20 protein-coding genes are annotated in these 20,569 nt (G+C 31.3%); 17 read left to right on the forward strand and 3 right to left on the reverse strand.

Going from position 1 to position 20,569, the window contains the following annotated elements:
- Window positions 1–49: 49 nt before the first annotated feature.
- A complete protein-coding gene (locus RSB60_RS00735; protein ID WP_332613921.1) occupies window positions 50–829 on the reverse strand; it encodes a M15 family metallopeptidase in 780 nt (259 codons plus the stop codon).
- A 105-nt stretch (window positions 830–934) separates the two neighbouring features.
- On the opposite strand from RSB60_RS00735, the gene RSB60_RS00740 reads away from it, so the two are divergent.
- The 11 genes from RSB60_RS00740 (at window position 935) to RSB60_RS00790 (ending at window position 11,779) form a co-directional block, all read left to right on the forward strand.
- Window positions 935–1,294: a GntR family transcriptional regulator gene (locus tag RSB60_RS00740; protein ID WP_323382099.1), complete on the forward strand. Its 360-nt coding sequence runs from the start codon at window positions 935–937 to the stop codon at window positions 1,292–1,294.
- 2 nt (window positions 1,295–1,296) lie between these two features.
- Entirely contained in the window at window positions 1,297–2,001 is a 705-nt protein-coding gene (locus tag RSB60_RS00745) for an ABC transporter ATP-binding protein (protein ID WP_323382100.1), read from the forward strand.
- A complete protein-coding gene (locus tag RSB60_RS00750; protein ID WP_332613924.1) occupies window positions 1,995–2,744 on the forward strand; it encodes a hypothetical protein in 750 nt (249 codons plus the stop codon). Before RSB60_RS00745 ends, RSB60_RS00750 begins: the two co-directional genes overlap by 7 nt.
- An 87-nt stretch (window positions 2,745–2,831) precedes the next feature.
- The gene (locus tag RSB60_RS00755; RefSeq protein ID WP_332476074.1) at window positions 2,832–3,626 is read left to right on the forward strand and encodes a hypothetical protein; all 795 of its coding nucleotides are present in this window, start codon (window positions 2,832–2,834) and stop codon (window positions 3,624–3,626) included.
- 191 nt (window positions 3,627–3,817) lie between these two features.
- Window positions 3,818–4,381 (forward strand): aminoacyl-tRNA hydrolase, encoded by a 564-nt coding sequence (gene pth / locus RSB60_RS00760; protein WP_323381029.1) that lies wholly within the window; start codon window positions 3,818–3,820, stop codon window positions 4,379–4,381.
- Entirely contained in the window at window positions 4,374–7,796 is a 3,423-nt protein-coding gene (mfd, locus tag RSB60_RS00765; RefSeq protein WP_332613926.1) for a transcription-repair coupling factor, read from the forward strand. Before pth ends, mfd begins: the two co-directional genes overlap by 8 nt.
- On the forward strand, window positions 7,786–8,058 hold the full coding sequence (locus RSB60_RS00770) for an RNA-binding S4 domain-containing protein (protein ID WP_332613928.1): 273 nt from the start codon (window positions 7,786–7,788) through the stop codon (window positions 8,056–8,058). The genes mfd and RSB60_RS00770 overlap by 11 nt, the downstream gene beginning before the upstream one ends.
- Window positions 8,059–8,101: 43 nt before the next feature.
- Complete coding sequence (locus tag RSB60_RS00775; RefSeq protein WP_323381026.1) at window positions 8,102–8,443, forward strand: FtsB family cell division protein; 342 nt, start codon at window positions 8,102–8,104, stop codon at window positions 8,441–8,443.
- Window positions 8,444–8,795: 352 nt separating this feature from the next.
- Window positions 8,796–8,999 carry a hypothetical protein gene (locus RSB60_RS00780; RefSeq protein ID WP_332491282.1) on the forward strand — a complete coding sequence of 68 codons (204 nt, stop codon included), beginning with the start codon at window positions 8,796–8,798 and terminating at the stop codon, window positions 8,997–8,999.
- Window positions 9,000–9,067: 68 nt separating this feature from the next.
- Complete coding sequence (locus RSB60_RS00785; protein WP_323381396.1) at window positions 9,068–10,333, forward strand: helix-turn-helix domain-containing protein; 1,266 nt, start codon at window positions 9,068–9,070, stop codon at window positions 10,331–10,333.
- Window positions 10,334–10,531: 198 nt separating this feature from the next.
- Window positions 10,532–11,779, forward strand: a complete 1,248-nt coding sequence (locus tag RSB60_RS00790; protein WP_332613931.1) for a radical SAM protein — start codon at window positions 10,532–10,534, stop codon at window positions 11,777–11,779.
- 33 nt (window positions 11,780–11,812) lie between these two features.
- On the opposite strand, the gene RSB60_RS00795 is transcribed toward RSB60_RS00790, so the two are convergent.
- The gene (locus tag RSB60_RS00795) at window positions 11,813–12,079 is read right to left on the reverse strand and encodes a DUF3795 domain-containing protein (RefSeq protein ID WP_332613933.1); all 267 of its coding nucleotides are present in this window, start codon (window positions 12,077–12,079) and stop codon (window positions 11,813–11,815) included.
- 44 nt (window positions 12,080–12,123) lie between these two features.
- The gene (locus tag RSB60_RS00800) at window positions 12,124–13,038 is read right to left on the reverse strand and encodes a helix-turn-helix transcriptional regulator (protein ID WP_332613936.1); all 915 of its coding nucleotides are present in this window, start codon (window positions 13,036–13,038) and stop codon (window positions 12,124–12,126) included.
- Between the two features lie 133 nt (window positions 13,039–13,171).
- On the opposite strand from RSB60_RS00800, the gene RSB60_RS00805 reads away from it, so the two are divergent.
- The 6 genes from RSB60_RS00805 to RSB60_RS00830 all read left to right on the forward strand — a co-directional run bounded on the left by RSB60_RS00805 (window position 13,172) and on the right by RSB60_RS00830 (window position 20,488).
- Window positions 13,172–14,665, forward strand: coding sequence for a Na+/H+ antiporter NhaC family protein (locus RSB60_RS00805; protein ID WP_332613938.1), 1,494 nt, complete (start codon window positions 13,172–13,174; stop codon window positions 14,663–14,665).
- A 256-nt stretch (window positions 14,666–14,921) separates the two neighbouring features.
- Window positions 14,922–15,419: a hypothetical protein gene (locus RSB60_RS00810; RefSeq protein ID WP_332613941.1), complete on the forward strand. Its 498-nt coding sequence runs from the start codon at window positions 14,922–14,924 to the stop codon at window positions 15,417–15,419.
- A gap of 537 nt (window positions 15,420–15,956) precedes the next feature.
- Entirely contained in the window at window positions 15,957–16,403 is a 447-nt protein-coding gene (locus tag RSB60_RS00815) for a PTS sugar transporter subunit IIA (RefSeq protein WP_323382487.1), read from the forward strand.
- A gap of 34 nt (window positions 16,404–16,437) precedes the next feature.
- A complete protein-coding gene (locus RSB60_RS00820) occupies window positions 16,438–17,289 on the forward strand; it encodes a PRD domain-containing protein (RefSeq protein WP_332613943.1) in 852 nt (283 codons plus the stop codon).
- A gap of 231 nt (window positions 17,290–17,520) precedes the next feature.
- On the forward strand, window positions 17,521–18,915 hold the full coding sequence (locus RSB60_RS00825) for a PTS transporter subunit EIIC (protein WP_332613945.1): 1,395 nt from the start codon (window positions 17,521–17,523) through the stop codon (window positions 18,913–18,915).
- A 115-nt stretch (window positions 18,916–19,030) separates the two neighbouring features.
- Window positions 19,031–20,488, forward strand: coding sequence for a M81 family metallopeptidase (locus RSB60_RS00830; RefSeq protein WP_332613947.1), 1,458 nt, complete (start codon window positions 19,031–19,033; stop codon window positions 20,486–20,488).
- The last annotated feature ends 81 nt before the right edge of the window (window positions 20,489–20,569 follow it).

Raw genomic sequence — 20,569 nt, forward strand, 5'->3', positions numbered from 1 at the left:
GATGCCCTTATAGGGCGAAAATAAAACCACACGTTTTACGTGTGGATAGTTACTTCGTAAAGTTATAAAATTCTTCAAGAGTTAATCCACTATCGACAATTTTTTGAGCCTCTTCGACACCGACATATCTAAAATGCCAAGGTTCAAACATATATCCAGTTATATCTTCTTTACCATCCATGAAACGTAAAACAAATCCATATTTATAAGAATTCTCTTTTAGCCAAATACCTTCAGGAGTATCTTTAAAACTGTTTTTTAACCAGTTTGCCAAACTACCATCACCAATATCGGCAGCTAATCCCGTTTGATGTTCGGATTGTCCAGGTCGAGCACTGTATCGATTGGCTGCATCTTCTCCATCACGAGCTACATAATTATTAAATAAACGCTCTTGGGTAGAGTAAGAACGATAACCACTTCCAAAAATGAGTGTATGTCCTTCTTCTTTTGCAGCATTGAACATTAGTTCCAAAGCCTCTGCAGCTTCCTTACGCATTGTTAAACCATCTTTTGTCGCTTTTACATTAGGGACAACTAAATCAGTTGGCTCATAGTTTTCAGGTAAAGGATGCGTTTTATTAATGATGACATAGATACTGTCATAACTAGTATGATCCAAAGAAACGGGTGTTGGAGTTGGTGTTGGGCTAGGCGTGGAATTTGGTGTAGTTATAGGAGTCTCAACTTCTGGTGTAGCAGTTGAGGAAGGAAGTGTGTTTTTATCAAATATAGGTTTTGTAAGTATATAGGTAAATCCAATAAGAGCTATAAGTACCGCAAGCACCACAATAACTCGCCCTAATCTAATTTTTCTTTTTCGCTTCATAAGTTTCACCTCATGGTCCCAATTATAACACAATAATTGACAAGAGAAAAAGAATGCTGTATTATTGTATTATGTAATTAGTACAGTAGAAAAAGGAGTGGTGATATGCCAGGGTTTGATGCAAATATTCCAATTTACTTACAAGTAATGGACTATATTAAAAAAGAAATAGTTTCAGGAAAGCTAAAACCAAACGATCAGGTTGCGACCGTCAGAGAAATGGCTTTAAAATTTGGTGTTAATCCAAATACAATTCAACGTTCATTACAAGAATTAGAACGCGAAGGATTATTAAAATCAGAACGAACAACAGGAAGATTCATTTGTGCTACAGAGGAAATGATTTTAGAATTAAAACAAACACAAGGGAATCAAAAAACTAAGCAGTTCATTCACGAAATGAATGATCTTGGGTTTACTCATGAAGAAACTGTAAACTTAGTTGAGAATATGAAAGGTGAATAACTATGAGTGAGAAGAATATTGTTGAGATTAAAAGTCTAACAAAAACCTATGGTTCTAAAGTAGCGTTAAGTAATGTTAGCTTTAATCTTAAAGGTGGGAGAATAGTTGGTTTACTAGGACCGAATGGTAGTGGGAAAACAACACTTATTAAAGTATTAAATGGTTTATTAAAAGATTATCAAGGAACAGTAACAATTGATGGGCAAAAACCTAATGCCCATACAAAGAGTATCGTTTCATATTTACCAGATGAAACATATTTTGAAGATTGGATGAAAGCACGTGATGCTTTATCTATGTTTCATGATTTATACAAAGATTTCAATTTAGAAAAATGTATGAATCTAATGAAAAGAATGGAATTAAATCCAGATATGAAAATTAAAACAATGTCTAAAGGGATGAAAGAAAAATTTCAATTAGCTTTAGTCATGAGTAGAAATGCCATGGTATACATTCTCGATGAACCAATTGGAGGTGTGGATCCTGCAGCACGTGAATTGATTTTAGAAATTATACTAAATAATTATTCTGAAGACAGTGTAGTTATGATATCAACACACTTAATCAGTGATATAGAAGCAATATTTGAAGAAGTAATTTTCATAAAAGAAGGAGAACTTGTTCTTCATAGAAATGCTGAAGAATTAAGACAAGAAAAAGGTCAATCAATTGATGAAATATTTAGGGAGGTATTCAAATGCTAAAACTACTAAAATTCGAATTAATTCATAGTTACCGTAGCTTTGCGCTTGTATTCGTAATCTTCCTAATGGGTTGTGCAGCATTACCATTATTTCCACTCGATGTATTCGCTATTGCATCTGTTTTACTTGTTTTCGCAACATTTGGAATCACAATTGCAGTGTTTGTAACGATTGTAAGAAACTATAACTCTTCGATGTTTAAAAAACCTGGATATTTAACATTAACACTTCCAGTAAGCTCACATCAAATAGTAATCTCTAAAATAATTTCAGCACTTATTTGGTTTACTATAACAGGAATAGTACTAGGCTTTGGCTTATTTATTATGTTTCTAGTATTAGGTTTAAAATCAGGAGCAGAAATTGATTTCGGAATAATTTTCAATGCCATTGCCCAACAACTAAAATACTTAAGATTCGATGATTATCTTGAATTATTCAAACTATTAGTTAGAGGAATAATTATATCAATTACATCAGTAACAGGAATTTATGCACTTGTAACCATTGTACAAACAAAATATACAAGAAAGCATAAAGTAGTCATTGCCTTTGTAATTTACTTTATATATTCATTCATACTTAGTTTATTAACACAAAATATATTTGGTGTTAATACGAATCTTTATCCTTACACAGAGGATGTTTTATTCAATGTAACAACATTAATCAATATAGTCCAATTTGTTGTGTATTATTTCATTACAATTTATGTATTAGATTATAAACTTGAATTAGAATAGGCAATTTGCTTATTCTTTTTCTTATAATGGGAAATTAAGAAAAATAGTGTATGATTTATGATAGAATTAACTAAAGTAGGTGAGAATATGCAACTAATAAGTTTTTTAATTAATGTAGCATTGGTGGTTTTCATTCTATCAATGGCAATCGCATTCGTATTTTTAATTAGACGAAATACAAAAAATAAGAAAATTGTTGAATGTGTAGAAGCATTTGATAATGAAGATGTTTTCTTCAATAAAATTGATAACTACATCGAACTAGAAAAAGACAATGAATTTAAAATGAAAGGTAAAATACTAAAACTTTGGGGTTGTGTTAAATATGACCATAAAGACAGCATTGAACCACTGTTAAATGAAATTGATTGTACACCACTCTTTGAAAAAAAGGGTAAATACAATAAAACAAAAGCAAGCTTAAATGAAGACAGTTTTTATTATTTGTGTCTGGCTTGTTGCAATACATTGTATGGTAGAAAAGATCATGATTTATTAATGAAATTCAAAGAAAAACTAGATGATCTTGATCAAAGTATAAATCGTTTATTAGTCTATCAACTATCAATGAATGGGTTTAAGTTATATCAAGGCGAAGAAGATTTAGGTGAAGAATTCTTCTCAAATACTCTTCAAGGAGATACTGGTGATTTGCATTATGCAAAACAATTAATAGGTATCTATAAAGATATTTGTGCAGCATATTTAACGAAAATATATTTCATTCAAAATCGTAGTGAAGATTATGAAGCAATTAAAGAGGATATGCAACGCTTTTATAGATCTGGTTTAGGTAAACGATATTTAACAGAATTAGAAATTCCGCAAGAATGGGTAGTAGAACCGACTGAACCTGAAGAAAGTAGCGAAGAAATAGAATAGCTACTTAATTAACAAATAATTCTAAGAAGAATAAAGAATGAAACCTTCAGAATGGGTTAAAAATTGAAGTGTTAACAAAAGAGAGAGGCGCACTGCCTCTCTCTTTAATAAACTTACAACGATAGTGTGTTTATTCGTGAATTTTAGGTAAACCCGTGGTATTATAATTGAGCAAGAGATAGGAGGATGACATGAAATTAATTGTTGGACTAGGTAACCCTGGAAAAGAGTATGAAAAGACGCGACATAATGCCGGGTTTTGTGTTATGGATGAACTCGCAAAACTTTGTCATACCTCAATAGAACAGAAGAAATTTAATGCCTTGATAGGAACAACACAAATTAGTGGTGAACAAGTGATGCTGATGAAACCGCAGACATATATGAATTCATCAGGAGAAGCAGTTATACAAGCTGTAAACTTCTACAAGATAGATCCTAAAGATATCTTGGTAATCCATGATGATTTAGATATCCCAGTAGGTAAATTGAGAATACGTACACAGGGAAGTTCAGGTGGACAAAAAGGAATGCAAAGTATTATGAATCATTTGCATACCCAAGAAATTTCACGCATTCGTGTAGGAATTGACAAAAACCCACTTATTCCAATCGTAGACTATGTATTGGGTAAAGTCGCAAAAGAAGATTTAAAAAATTACGAAGACTCTGTTAAACGGGCAGCTGATGCCGCTTACATGAGCATTACCCATTCAATTGAAGAAGTAATGAATAGGTATAATAAAAATGAATAGTTGGCTATTAAACGAATTAGAAAATAATCCAGCGGTCATTGATTTAACAAACGGGATTTCAAACTATACACCAACTTCCTTTATTCAAGAAGCATTGATTCTTGCAAGCAGTTATCAAAAAAAGAAACGACCCATAGTGGTTGTGAAAAATAACTTATATTCCGCACAACGACTCTATGAGAGATTAAGCACCCTCCTCCCTCAAGACGAATGTGTGATTTTTAGTGTTGAAGAGTCTCTACGAGTTGAGGCAATTGCCGCAAGTCCAGAGAACATCGCAAACAAAGTAGAAGTACTTTCTAAACTACTAGATAATTCAAACCGTATTGTTGTTACACATGCTTCTGCATGCATTCGTCAATTACCACGAACAGAATTATTTAGAGATAGCAGTATTCATTTAAAAGTGGGAGACACAATTGCATTAGATACCTTAAAAAGAAAGTTAATACAAAGTGGTTATTCACAAGTATCCCATATTGATACTCCTCTTTGCTTCGCTGCTCGTGGTGGAGTTTTAGACTTCTATTCAATGAACTATGATAATCCCATAAGAATCGAATTCTTTGATACGGAAATAGAACGTCTTTGTTTCTTTGATATTCAAACTCAGCGGTCATTAGAATCAGTTGAAGAAGTTGTGTGTATACCAGCAACAGATATTCTATTCAGTGATGAAGATGTAAAACATATTAAAGAAAAAGTAGAGACAATATTAAAAGACTCTAAAGATGATGCACTAATCTCTAAGATAGATATTGATATTCAATATTTAGAAAATCATATTAAAGATAATAGTTTATACCAATACTATACTTTTGTTGAACAAACAGGATGCTTATTTGACTATCTTCAAAATCCATCGATTGTGTTATCCACAAGAGAAGAATGTCTAGAAACAATTCATCATTCATTAGAAGAAAATACAAGTTATCTTCAAGAGATGGTTCAAGAACACAAAGCACTACCAAAGTTTAGTATCACGCATGACTTTGATCGATTACTGATGAACTACAAAGTAATTGAAGGTGATCGTTTCGCAGATAATATTTCACAAATAAAAGAAGTTAATTTACCAAAAGAAACAATAAGTGTTCAAATTGAATTATTAAAAAGAGAAAGCGAAACAAAAAGAATTTATTTCTGTCTAAGAGACAAAGAAATAAAACAAGTCATTGATGCATGTATAGAACGTGATGTTGTATATCGTTTTATTCAAGAAGATGTACCTGCAGAAATTGGAATTAATATTACATTTGCATCACTGTTTGAAGGATTTGAAGCAGAGTTAGAGAATATAAAAGTTATTACCTCGACAGAATTATTTGAAAGTAGAAAGAGTCAATCTAAATTCACTAATAAATTTAAAAACGCAGAGGTATTAAAAAGTTATCAAGATTTAAAACCAGGAGATTATGTTGTTCATAATCAACATGGTGTTGGTCAATACATGGGACTAGAAACACGCTCTGTTTTAGGTGTACACAAAGACTTCTTGCGAGTAATATACAAAGGAAATGACGAGCTACTAGTACCATTAGAACAATTTAGACTTGTCAGAAAATTTGTATCACGAGAAGGTGTTGTACCTAAATTACACAAGCTTGGATCCAATGAATGGAACAATACAAAAGCTCGCCTAAAAGAAAATGTAAGTAATCTTGCAGAAAGACTAGTAGAACTTTATTCTTTACGTGAAGATCAAATTGGTTATGCTTATGGTGAAGATAGTGAATACCAAAATGAATTCGAAAATGAATTTGAATATGAACTAACAAGAGACCAAAAAATTGCGATTGATGAAGTGAAAAAAGATATGATGAAAAACAAACCAATGGATCGATTATTGTGTGGTGATGTTGGTTTTGGAAAAACTGAAGTTGCGATACGTGCAGCATTCAAAGCAGTAGCAGAAAATAAACAAGTTGCCTTCTTATGTCCTACAACTATCTTGTCACGCCAACACGCAAAAACATTTATGAAGAGATTCAAAAACTATCCTGTAACGATTGAACTTATGAATCGATTTGTAACTGCAAGCAAACAAAGAGAGACAATTGAAAACTGTAAAGAAGGAAAAGTAGATGTATTAATTGGAACGCATCGACTGTTAGGAAAAGATATTAAATTTAAAGACTTAGGACTTCTAATTATTGATGAAGAACAACGATTTGGAGTTGAACACAAAGAAAAGATAAAAGAGCTAAAAGCATCAGTCGACGTATTATCTTTATCAGCTACACCAATACCAAGAACATTACAAATGTCTTTGGTAGGAATTCGTCAATTATCACAACTAGAAACTCCACCAGATAATCGTGTATCAGTACAAACATATGTTGTTGAAAAAAATCCTGCTTTAATAAAAGAAGTAATAGAACGTGAATTATCACGAGATGGTCAAGTCTTCTATCTACACAACAATGTTGAGGAAATTTATCATACTGCAAGAAAAATCCAAGAACTCGTACCGTATGCAAAAGTTGCAGTTGCACATGGTCAAATGGGTAAGGAAGAAATTGAAGATGTAATGATGAATTTTACAAGTGGTGAAGCAAATGTATTAGTCTGTACAACCATAATTGAAACAGGAATTGATATTCCTAATGCCAACACTATTCTGGTTGAACATGCACAAAACTTTGGACTATCACAGCTCTATCAAATTAAAGGACGTGTTGGAAGATCAAATCGATTAGCCTATGCCTATCTAATGGTACCAAGTAAAAAACAACTCTCAGAAATCGCAAGCAAGCGACTACAAGCAATCAAAGACTTTGCCCAACTAGGTAGTGGTTATAAAATTGCTATGCGTGATTTAACAATTCGAGGAGCTGGTGATATGTTAGGTCCTGAACAATCAGGATTCATTGATACAGTAGGTATTGATATGTATATCGAAATGCTAGAAGAAGCCATCAATGAAAAGAAAGGTATTATTAAACCTGAACGTAAAGAAATGGTTAAAGCAAATGTTCAAGTGGATAGCTATATTCCAGAAGTATTTGCACCAGATGATTTTGATAAGATTAGCATGTACCAAACAATCGACAGAATAGAATCACAAGAAGAATTACGAGCTTATGAAGAACAAATCTTAGATGAATTTGGACAACTACCAAAAACAGTAAAAGTATTATTCGAAAAGAAACGTTTAGAGATATTAATTAACTCTGAAGATGTAGAAAAATATCGAGAACTAAAAGGACAAATAGAAATTACTTTTTCAAAAATGTTTAGCGCACATGTAGATGGAGTGAAACTTTTTGAAATCTTGACAAGCATTTCAAAAGATATTACACTTCGCTATACAGACCAAAAAATCATTGTGAAATTACCACAAACAAATGATGGTTTGAAAATGGCAATAGAAGTATTAATGAGAAGTAAAGAGGCTAAGAAAAATGAGAATTGATAAATACCTAAAAGTATCACGTATCCTTAAAAGAAGAACAGTATCTAAAGAACTAGCCCTTCATCAAAGAATAGAAGTAAATGGTAAGTCAGTAAAACCATCATATGATGTGAAACCAGGAGACTGTATTACTATAATTTTTGGTCAAAGACAAATGACAGTAAAAGTACTTGAAACATCAAACTTTTCTAAAAAGGCAGATGCTCCAATGATGTATGAAGTTTTAGAAGAAAAATGGCTAGAGGAAAATTGTTGCGAATAACTGCATTGAAACATATAATAAATATATCCAGAAAGGAGAAAAAATGACACAACAACCGGTAAAAAGAAAAGTTGTTAGAAAAGTAAAGAAACCTAAAAGAAGAACGCTTAGACCAATTACAAAACTTTTGTGTTTTGCTGTCATCATCTTCTCAGGCTGGTTAATTTATGGTGTAATTGAAGAAATTGGTACAACTGTTACATTACAACAACAACTAAAAGAAACAAAAGTTAAACTAGAAGAAGTTAAAGATGAAAATCAATATTTGATTGATCAAAAAAATAAATTATCTGATCCAAACTATGTACAAAGTTATGCACGTGGAAGTTATATGCTAACAAAAGATGGAGAAAAGATTTACTATTTACCATCAAAAGATAAATAAAATATATTCTAAACAAAGTATAAAAGATATTGAAAATTCAATATCTTTTATTTTACTTCAGCTGATGTATTTTTCAAAAAACAGTTTCGTGAAACTGTTTCATGAGAGTTAAATTATGTGGTTAAAGTTCAAGTAAATTTGTAATTAATTATTTCATTGATACAAGAAAAGGTATTAAACAAGGGAATAAAACAGATTTTGGAAAGTAATAAAATCATCCAATAGATATTGCATATTATATGATATTTAATTTATTTCTATATGGAGCAATATAGGAGGTATAGACTATTGAAAGACAACGTGCTATATAAGAAGTAGTCATTTAAACCAAGACTAGAAAGTGAGAATTATAATGAAGAAGATTGGTAAAATAGTGTGTGTATTTGCTTTGATTACAACTATGACATCATCAGTATTAGCAGAAGATAAAGTTGAAACATATCTTGATGATAATGGATGCGTTGTAACAACAGTAAACGGAGAAATCACAGACGTAGATTGTGACGTAGAGATACCTGGTATTACTACATTTGATTTGATTTATCCTTGGGGATAATAAGTTAAGCATTAATTTATAATGAAAGAATGGTATAATTGTCCTTATTAAAGAGTGGGGAAATAATTATGCCATTTTATGTTAAAAGTCTAAATAATGATACAAAAGAAAATCGGCTGTATGGATGTATAGTAAGACGAGCAAGAGAAGACCGTCAATTTAGTTTAAACTTTGCTGCGGATAGTACGTTTGTAAATCCTAGTCATCTAAGTAAAATTGAACATGGTAAACATGCCGCATCAAAAGAGTATAAGAAAATCCTAGAAAGCTCATTAGGGATAAATGTAAATACCTGCCTAGATTTTAAAGATGAAGTTGAGGAAAAGTTAATAATATTTTTTAATTGTTGGGCAACGTGCAATGCTCAAGGTATGAAAGATATTTACAATCAATTCATAGAAAATAAAAGTGAGTATAAATATTCATTCGCATTTCCATATTATGATTTTCTTATCATTTTTTATGAAGTTATTTTTGAAAAAGATTTAACAAATGCAAAAAAGATATTGGATGAAATGAAGAATTATAAAAATTTATTAGAGACTCCATATCAACTATTATATCAAGATTTAAAAGCACAGTATTATCTAAAAACAAGTAGCAGGGAAAAAGCAAAAGAAATATACGAAGATTTGGATAAAGAAATTCCAAGTTCACCTAAAAACTCAATTATATTTTCGATTATTTACTATCATCTTACATACTTTAATGCATTATCCAATGAAATTGATATAGCGATTAAATATTATAAACGAGCTAGAAATATGCTTGCGGATTTATTCATGTTTGAAAGAATTGCATTTTTAGGAATCGTCATTGCGAATGGATACACATCTGCAAATCAATATGAAAAGGCAATGAATATCTATGAAAATATCCTATCTTTTTACTCAAGAGAAAATAAACAAGGTGAAATGCAAATGTTATATGCAAATATGAGTTACTGCGCATTAAAAGAGAAGAACTATGAAAAAGCAATAGACTATGTACGACAATTGGATTTATCGAAAGATTTATATTTGAGCGCTAGTTTTTATGAACCTTATGCATTGTGGATGATGGGAAGATATAAGGAAACCAAGCAAATCATAGAAGATAATATAAATACCAAAAATATGAAAACAAAGTTAATCCAAGAAATAATCTTAAACTCAATAGAAGGAAAGGTTGAAGAAGCATTTAAAGCTTGTGATCATGCTTGTCAAATTATAGAAAAAGATAAAGACTTTGAGAACCAAGAATTTATCTATAAAATAGGACTTAAGATTGCAACAGACAACAATTTACTCGAGGAGAAATATAAGTACTTAGAACTTCTATATAATATGAAGTAAATAGTATAATGGACAAATAGAGTATAAAATTTAGTAACATTAAGGAAACTGTATAATTAATACAGTTTTTTTATATGGAGCAATACAGACGTATTGAAAAATCTTGAAGAAAGAAATAGTATTAAAGATGGAGAAGGATCTGGGTATGATGGGAAAAATTGGGGAGATAATAAAGCCTGTCTATCAAGGAGGGAAAAAATGTACAGTATACCTGGTTATGTAGATTTTGAATTAAAGGGAGACACAATTAGCATAATCGACCATTTAACAAAAAATGTAATTGAGGTGAATGCATCAAACAAAAAGGAACTGTTCAGTATCTACAATAGTGGATCAATAGCTATTAGAACAGACCTCGAAAAATTTTTGTTTCAACATGGAGTATTGGACGAAAAAGTTAAACTAGCTGCAAAGGTAAATGGTAAGCTAGAAAGTTTATCAAGTAAGTTGAATGTTACAATTATGGTTACTGAGTTATGTAACTTTAACTGCAAGTATTGTTATGAAAGAAAAAATCCTAAAGCTATGAGTGATGAAATGATGAGATCAATCGTAAATTTCGTCAGCAAGCAAGTGGAGGAAGACAAACAACTAAAAGCAATTAATGTGGTATGGATTGGTGGAGAACCACTTTTAGAAAAAACCAAAATTCTTAAGTACGGAAAGATGCTTAAAGATTTAGCAGAAAGCCATGGACTAAAGCATTCTGCAGAAATAAGTACAAACGGATATTTTTTAGATGAAGAAGTTTTTGGAGAATTGCTTAGTGTTGGAATAAGAAAATACTATATTGCATTAGATGGAAAAACACATGATTATCTAAGACCATTAATTACTGGTGAAGGAACATCAAAGGCAATATTTAGAAATCTTATCGCAATCAAAAGACATTATGGTAAAACGGAAGACTTTGAAATTGAGATTATAAACAATATTTTAGAGAATAATAGAGACTTCATTTGGTATGATAAATTGAAGATTCTTATCGGTGACACAGAACATTTTGTTTTTACAGTAAAAACGATTGATCAATTAAGAAAAGATTATGATGCTCAAAGTACAGCAAACATTGTAAAAAGAAATAAATTATTAAAGGAACATTATGACTACTTAGAATTTATTCATATGCGTACTGATCGTAAGAGTTCGAGTGAATATGGATTATGTAAAGCAGGATTAAAAAACGGATTTGTATTCCGTTGTGATGGACTAGTTGTGAAATGCAACTCATGTTTAAGTTACGATTTTAATAATGTTGGGTTAATTGGTTATGATGATATCAAAATAGATGCAGAGAAAAATAATAAATGGATTCATAAAATTGACCATGAAAGTTGTATCTCATGTAAGAATGTTCTGAAATGTGGTTATAACTCTTGCCCGAAAACAAGATTTAATAGTCAAAAGTGTATAAACTTTTCAAGAAGAAACTATGAAACAATATGAAAATAGTGACGATTAATCTCGTCACTATTTTTCTTACTTACAATTTTGTTTCCAACAACGACAATTTTCTATGCGTAGACCATTATCACCTTGATCTTTATCATAAGAAAAACCAATTAATAAAGTACAAGGAAAATTTGTACATTCACCACAATGTGAATGTTTCTTTTCTTCGCAACAATCTTTTATTGGACACGAGTCATCCCAAAAAGGTTTGTTTATTGCTAAGCAACCTTTACAGTTGAATTCTTCTTTATAATGACATTGACTACATGAAATACCACAACGAGATTCAATCATTTTAAATTCCTCCTGCCAATATGATACCAAAAGAAAGGTGACAACTATTTGTCACCTTCATTATAAAGAGGTAATGTTTTTAGTAAAATATCCTTTAATTCATTACGTAATTCTTGTGGTTCAAGAAGTTCTGCAAGATTTCCAAAACCAAGAATCCAACTAAAGAGATAATCTTTATTTGTGAATGGGAATTTAAATAACAGTTTTCCATTAGGTTGAGTAGTAAAGTAATCCAATCCATATTCTTCAACAATTCGCCATTTTACAGAAGGATCAAATAAAATTGTAACTTCATAATTGCTGGGGAAATATGAGGATGTTTCTAATAGTTCATGGGGAATATCTTGAAGGGTAAAAACATCATCTAAAAGACTTAGATTCCATATACGATTTAATTTTAGTAATTCAAATTGTTGAGATGGATGATTATAGCAAAGAACATACCAATTTGACCATTGGTAAATAATTAAATAGGGAGCACAAGTAATAGTTGCTTCACCTTGTCTACTATAATAGGTAAAAGTAATTGATAAAGTGCTTTCAATTGCTTCTTCAAGTAACTTAATTTTACTTGAGAGTGAGTCTTTATAATGTGATGCTAAATCAATCAACAAGTGATTGGACTCAACTAATCTATTTTTGTCGGGTAAAAATTTATCTATAATTTGATCATATTGATTATGTGAGGAAATACTGTTAAGGCTTTGAAGACCAGTGAAAATGGCTTGTAAGTCAGTGGTATTAAAATAAGTTTTATCTATTTTAAATCCATCTGCAATCTGGATACCTCCATGATATCCAGGTAAAGTAATAATAGGTATTCCAGCAATACTCAAGTCATCAATATCTCGAAGAATTGTTCTTTTTGATACTTCAAATCTTTCAGCAAGTTGAGTTGCAGTTACTTTTTCTTTTTGAAGTAATAATGTAAGTATGCCGATTAAACGATTCATTTTCATGGTAAGTACCTCAAGTATTATAATTGTACAATAAAACGGTAATCTACAAAACATCACTAATGTATAGTCCGTTGTATTTATTAGAATGTGGTAAAATATAAAAGAAAGTTTTAGAAGTAAGCAGGAGAGTAAAATGGAGTTTATAGGGACAATATGGGCGCTTTTACCAGCGATAATAGCGATTGGGTTAGCATTGGCTACAAAAGAAGTTTATTCATCTTTATTTTTGGGAATTGTTGCAGCGGCATTATTATATAGTAATTTTAATATTCTGAATGCAACAACAGAGATTTTCAATGTAATGATATCAAAGACAGGTTCAGCATGGAATGTAGGTATTTTATTCTTCCTTGTATTCTTAGGTGCAATTGTGGCACTTATGACAAGAGCTGGAGGAAGCAAGGCTTATGGTGATTGGGCGATTAAACGTATAAAATCAAAACGCGGAGCTATGCTCTCTACGATGATTTTAGGGATTCTTATCTTTGTGGATGATTACTTTAATTGTTTAACAGTGGGTAGCGTTATGCGCCCAGTAACTGATAAATTTAAGATATCACGTGCTAAATTAGCCTATATTATTGATTCGACTGCAGCTCCAATATGTATTATTGCACCAATATCAAGTTGGGCAGCAGCAGTTACAGGATATACAACTGGCGATGGTTTTAATCTTTTCCTTCAAACAATTCCGATTAATCTTTATGCATGGTTAACAATTATTATGGTATTCATTGTCTGTGTTTTTAATTTTGATTTTGGACCAATGAAGCAACACGAAGAATGTGCAGAGAAAGGTGATTTATTTTACGGTAGAAATGACTTTGAAATAATTGAAGAGGAAAAGGTATCAACAAAAGGGCGAGTTATGGATTTAGTACTCCCAGTCATATTTCTCATTTTCTCATGCATCACATGTATGGTTTATACGGGTGGATTCTTTGATGGAGTACCATTTGTTCAAGCATTTCAAGAGTGTAATGCATCATTTGGTTTAGTTTTAGGTTCATTTTTTACATTAGTATTTATGTTTATTCTTTATATTCCTAGAAAGATAATAAATTTCAAAGACTTCTTTGAAGCATTACCTGTTGGTTTTAAAATGATGGTTCCAGTGATTATGATTCTTGTATTGGCATGGACATTGGGTGGATTTGTATCCGATAATCTTCAAGCAGGTTTATTTGTATCTAATTTCTTAAAAAGTAGTAGTATTTCAACAGCATTCTTACCACCTTTACTATTTCTTATCGCAACAGGCTTGGCTTTTTCCACAGGAACTTCATGGGGAACGTTTGGTATTTTAATTCCAATTGTCACATCTGTATTTTTAGAAAGTGATCCAATGCTAGTTACAAGTATTGCGGCAGTTCTTGCGGGGGCAGTTTGTGGGGATCATATTTCTCCTATTTCAGATACAACAATTATGGCGAGTGCTGGGGCACAATCAAATCATATTTTCCACGTAACTACGCAACTTCCCTATGCATTAGTAGTAGCAACAGCATGTTTTGTTGGTTATTGCATTGCCGGATTTACAGGATCTACTATTCTAGCGTTTGGGGGAGCGCTTGTAGTATTAGGAATTATTTTGTTGATTATTAAGAAAGTGAAGCTTAGCAAATAAATAATTGCATTATTGTGCAAGACTATAATCTTGCAAAAGCTGAAAATTCTTGCTAAATTTAAATTAGTTGTTCGAATAACTATAAATAAATCGGGAGAAATTTTTCGTATTCATTAACGTTAAAGTAAGTGAATGAAAAAAATATCCCGATTTTAATTTTGTTGTAAGGAGGAATAATAAAAACTATAGATGTGAAAAAGTAATGAATTTAGCAAAACTTAATTGAATCATTTAAAAAGATGGAAAGAGGACAGAAATGCGTAATACAATTGATAAAGTTAGACCTGAAGTAAAAGAAGATGAAGAGTTTCAAAAAGGATTAAAAATAATAACAAAAATACAGATTTGGTTGTTTGTTTTACTAGCGGCATTTAATATTTTAATTGTTTTTATTATAAAATTACCAATTAATTTCCAGTTATTTTACCAACTAGTGATGAGATGTTTATTTATATCACTACTCGCTAGTGGATTTAAGAAATTATTGATAGCTGCTATTTCCTTAAATGTAATGGGTGTAATGGTAATGATAATCATGTTTGTTACCAATCTATACCGATTTAATATTTTTGGAATACTGATTAATATATTAGAAATTATATTCGTTTTAAGTTATATCATGTCAGGAATTATTATCCTCAATCTAAAAGAAACTAAATATGTCGTCACAAAGTCCGGACAAATAATGGAAGAAGTTAGAGAAGAAAATAAAAATAAAAAAATGAAGCAAGTAAATGATAAGACCACTTTATAGTTGCAATAGAAACTAATCAAGCCAGTAATAACAAAAAAAGAGAGGGCGAATCCTCTCTTTTCCCTAAAGCACTAAACACTTGATGTTCCAAAGCCAGTATACCATAGTAGATGTTTTAAACAAACCTATGAACTATCACTTTTATACCAAAGATAGAAATGATAATTGTTATTCATTCAATGAAATAAAACGATATTCACTAAAAAAATATTGTTATGCAACAAAAAAATTATAAGAAGAAGAGTAATAAAGTGCGTCATACTTAGTTTTTCAGAAAGAATGAAAAACCATTTAGTTAAGCACAAATTTGTAGTCTATACCATGAATCTTAGAATTTTCAAATATATCTAAAAACAATTCATGATGAAAGAAAAATAAAAAAAGTTTTATATTTTGGGGTTGACACAATAAAAGAAACCGCTTACTATGATAGCGTAGTTGGATTGTTATTGTTATACAAAGCAAGCAAAACCAATTTGTGAGTAATACAAAGGTATTACTATGCAAATTGGTTTTTATTATGCATATGGAGGGAAAATGAACAGTATATTATGTAGCCCAATAGTGGGAGAATTAGTAAATTTGGAAAATGTAAATGATGAGATGTTCTCGAAAAAAATGCTTGGTGACGGGATTGCGATTATTCCAAAAGCAAAAGAAATATTTAGTCCAGTGGATGGTGTGGTTACAATGGTTTATGAAACAAAACATGCAATTGGAATTGAAATGAGCAGTGGGTTGGAGATACTTCTACATATAGGAATTGATACGGTAACACTGAATGGAATTCCTTTTGATACAAAAGTTGAAGTTGGTGATCAAGTAAGACAAGGAGATTTATTAACGATTGTAGATTGGAAATATATTGAAAATAAAGGCTGTGATACTATTATTCCAGTTTTAGCAATAAATAAAAAAGTTAAACAAATTAAGTCGTCTGGAAATGTACAACCGGGAGATGAATTATTCGAAATTGAAAATTAAATGCATATGAGTTTCGTAAAAGGGGGTGTCATAATTGAAAATAAGGCAAATTTTTAATAACAATGTAATTCTTTCAGAAAATAACAAAGGCGAAGAAATCATACTGATAGGACGTGGGATAGCCTACGGATTATCAAGAGGTAGTACAGTTATTGAAGACAGAATTGAGAAGAAATTCGAATTAAAAGATGATGTTGGACAGAAGTTTAAAACACTTGTTCAAGATGTATCCTATGACTATATTATTGTGGCAGAAGACATTATTGATTATATGAAATCACAAAGTAAAAAAAGAATAAATGATTCAATTTATGTCACATTGACAGATCATATTTCAAATCTTGTGGAAAGAATAAAAATGGGAATTGTATTTGATACAACCCTATTATTGAATATAAAATCGCTATACAAAGAAGAATATAAAATTGGTTTAGTGGCAACTGAAATACTTCGAAAAAGTTTGAAACTAGATATTGATGAAAGTGAAGCAAATTTTATTGCACTCCATATCATCAATGCGCAAATAGATTCAAATATGCAACAAATGTATGAGATTACTGCAGTTATTGAAGATATATTAAGTATCGTAAAGGGAGAATTTGGAATACTTGATTTAGAAAATTTTAATTGTGATAGATTCATTACGCATTGCCGTTTTTTTGCACAAAGAGTTATAAACAAAGAATATATTGAATATAAAACAGTGGATAATCGAAGTACCTATAAAATACTTGCAGATGCAAACAGTAAACAAAGTGAATGTATTGATAAAATCTGCAAAGTTATCAAAGAAAAATATAACTATGAAGTAAGTGTAGATGAAAAACTATATATCATGCTTCATTTAATAAAGTTAACTGAACAATTATATGGAGACCTGGTTTAATTCACTAAATTAGTTGAAAAATGAATAGTGGAATATTTGTTTGTATTTAATTAAATGAAGTATTAATTTCATAAAGAAAAGATGATTATTGATATAACAATATTTAGGTAAATAAAAACAGCTTCTCAAAACGATGTAAACAACATTTTAAAAGGGTTGGGTTCAATCGTTAATTCTAGCTATTCATTTTCAAATATTAATCAGCACAGATAGTTCTGAAAGGAGAAAATTATGGGAAAGTATCAAGAATTATCAAAACAGGCTCTTGAAAATCTTGGCGGTGTCGAAAACATTAGTCATGTAACGCATTGCGCTACACGTCTTCGAATTGATTACAAGAAAAAAAGCCTTGTAAACGAGGAGGGATTAAAAGATCTTCCAGAATCAGCAGGTATCGTTAATAAGCAAGGTCAAGTACAAATCATTATTGGACCTGGTGTTAACGATGCATACAATGAATTTCTAACAGTATCAGGTTGGCAACCAGATGGAGCTGCTAAAAAAGTTGAAGAAGAGGAAGAAGGTCCTCATAACGTAACTTATTGGCTTAACAAATTTGGAAACTTCGTAGCACCGATTTTCATGCCAGTTGTTCCAGCAATGATTACAGGAGGTTTAATCTTAGCGATTAAAAATCTACTTGTGAACTACTTTGGTTTCTCAGTTGATAGTGGAACAGCACAGTTGATGCTCGCTATTTTCCAAGCTGGATTTACATTCTTACCAGTTTATATTGGTTACACTTTAGCTTCTCAATTAAAGATGCAACCAATCATGGGAGCCTTCTTAGGGGCACTACTAATATGTGATAAATTTAATAGCGGAGTAGTAACAGACTTCTTTGGAATCGGCATTCCTCAAGTGTCTTACGGCTCAACTGTACTGCCTATTGTATTGGGTGTTGCATTCATGTTCTGGGTAGATAAGGGATTGAAGAAGATTATACCAGAAGCACTAGTATTCTTCTTAAAACCACTTCTAACAATGGCAATTGTTGCTCCAGTTACATTCATCATCCTAGGTCCTGCTGGAAACCAATTAAGTGGTTATGTAGGACAATTCGTAGTATGGCTTACAAGTGCATTAGGCTTTATTGCACAACCTATTCTTGCGGTAATTTATCCATACATGGTTATGTTTGGATTGGATAAAGCGTTATCTCCAATCGGTATCGAATTAGTTGCAACACTTGGTTACAACTCAGTTACTGGTGTTATGGGATTCGTATCAAATATTTGTATCGGTGCTACAGCATTAGCTGTTGCAACAACAATTAAAAATAATAAAGGTCAAAAAGGTATGATCAGCTCATTTGGTGTAACAGCACTTTGTGGAGTTACTGAACCAGCATTCTATGGAGCATTAATATCAAGACCTAAAGCATTAATTGGTACTGCAATTGGAGCTGCATCAGCAGGTTTAGTAGCAGGTATCTTTGGACTTAGAGTATTCGTGCAAGGCGGATGCCCAGGATTATTAACTTTCTTATTCTTCGTTGATCAAAATGGAAGCTTATACTATGTTTGGATTGCAGCATTAGTAGCTGTAGTTGCAATCGTTGTATCTTTTGTATCTACGAAAATAATCTTAGCACAAGATCAAAAGAAGGCAGTTAATAAAGCTTAATCTTATTTAAACTTCTGCCGGAATAGAATTTATATTTCGGCAGAAACTGTATAGTAACAAACAAGAAAAAATATGAAGAAAGGAATAAGTAGTTAACTACTTAGGAAATTATATTATGAAAGTACTTATTGGTCAATTTATTACAGAATCAAATGCTAATGTTCCAATGAAAAATGAAATCACCAGTTTTGACATAGCATTTGGTGATGATTGTATTGAAAAAATGCTTGTAAAAGATATTTTTGAAAAAGAAAATATCGAAGTTATTCCTTCGATTTATGCAGTATCAGGGGCCTCTGGTATTATTAAAAAACATACATTTGATTATATTGAAACATGTATATTAAATACGGTAAAAGAACATCTCAATGAACTTGACGGAATTTATCTTATGTTACATGGGGCTAGTGAAGTTGATGAAATTGGTTCAGGTGATCATCATATTATTAAAGAAGTACGTAAGCTTGTAGGACCTTATCTTCCTATCACAGTTGCATGTGATCCACATGGCAATTTAAATAAGGAATATGTAGAGGCAATTACTGCAATTCGCAGTTACCGTGAATCTCCACATACTGATCAAAGTGCAACATGGAGAATTATGGCACAAATGTTATGTGATATCTTAAAGAATCGTCCAAATGTTCATTCTGTTTATCGCAAATTACCACTTATTCTTGGTGGGGAACAAAGTGTTTCAGCAGATGAACCAGTTCGATCAATCAATATTTTCATGAATGAGTTAGAAAAAGATCCTCGAATTATGAGTGTTTCTTGGCATGTTGGTTATATTCGTCATGATTGTGATGTTGCGGGATGCGGAATTGTTGTTGTTCCTCAAACGTTACAAGATCAAGATTACGCGGAAGAAGTTGCAGATAAACTTGCAAAATACGTATGGGATAAACGTCATGAATTTCATTATACTGGAACAACTGCAAAACCTATAGAAGCTTTGAAAATGGCTTTAGAATTTGATGGAAAACCAGTTGTAATCACAGACTCAGGAGATAATACAACATCAGGTGCTACTGGCTGGAATACATATATTTTAAGACAAGTTTTAGATGTAAAAGAATTGAAAAAATCATTCCTATTTGCAGCAATCACCGATCCAAAAGCACAAGCAAAATTAAATGAGGGTAATCTAGGTGAAGAAATGCACATTACATTAGGAACTAATTATGATGAAATGTCAAAGAGTGTTGAACTTGATGTTGTAATTAAATCAAAAGGGGATGTTATTCGTCCTATCAGCATGGGTGATTCTAATGTTGAACTTTATAATAAATTTGGTAACTGTGTAGTTGTGAATGTTAAAGGAACTTCAATTGATATCATTGTTTCAAATCATAGACAATCTTATGCCCATGCAATTCAGTTTAAACATGCTGGAGTTAATTGGCTTGATTATGATGTAACAGTTGTTAAACAAGGATACATTTTTCCAGAGTTGAAAGAAAATTCTCAATTCTATGTGATGTCATTAACAGATGGTGCAACACCACAAGACACAGCATCTATTCAATTCAAACGCATTATGCGTCCAATGTTCCCAGTAGATAATATTTAATCTTCCCAAAAATGTATTATAAAAAAATCGTTATTGAAAAGTTCATTTGATAACACTTTTCAGTGACCATAAATTAAAAAG

The sequence above is a fragment of the Anaerorhabdus sp. genome, assembly GCF_036657415.1.
Classification (GTDB): Bacteria; Bacillota_I; Bacilli_A; order Erysipelotrichales; family Erysipelotrichaceae; genus Anaerorhabdus.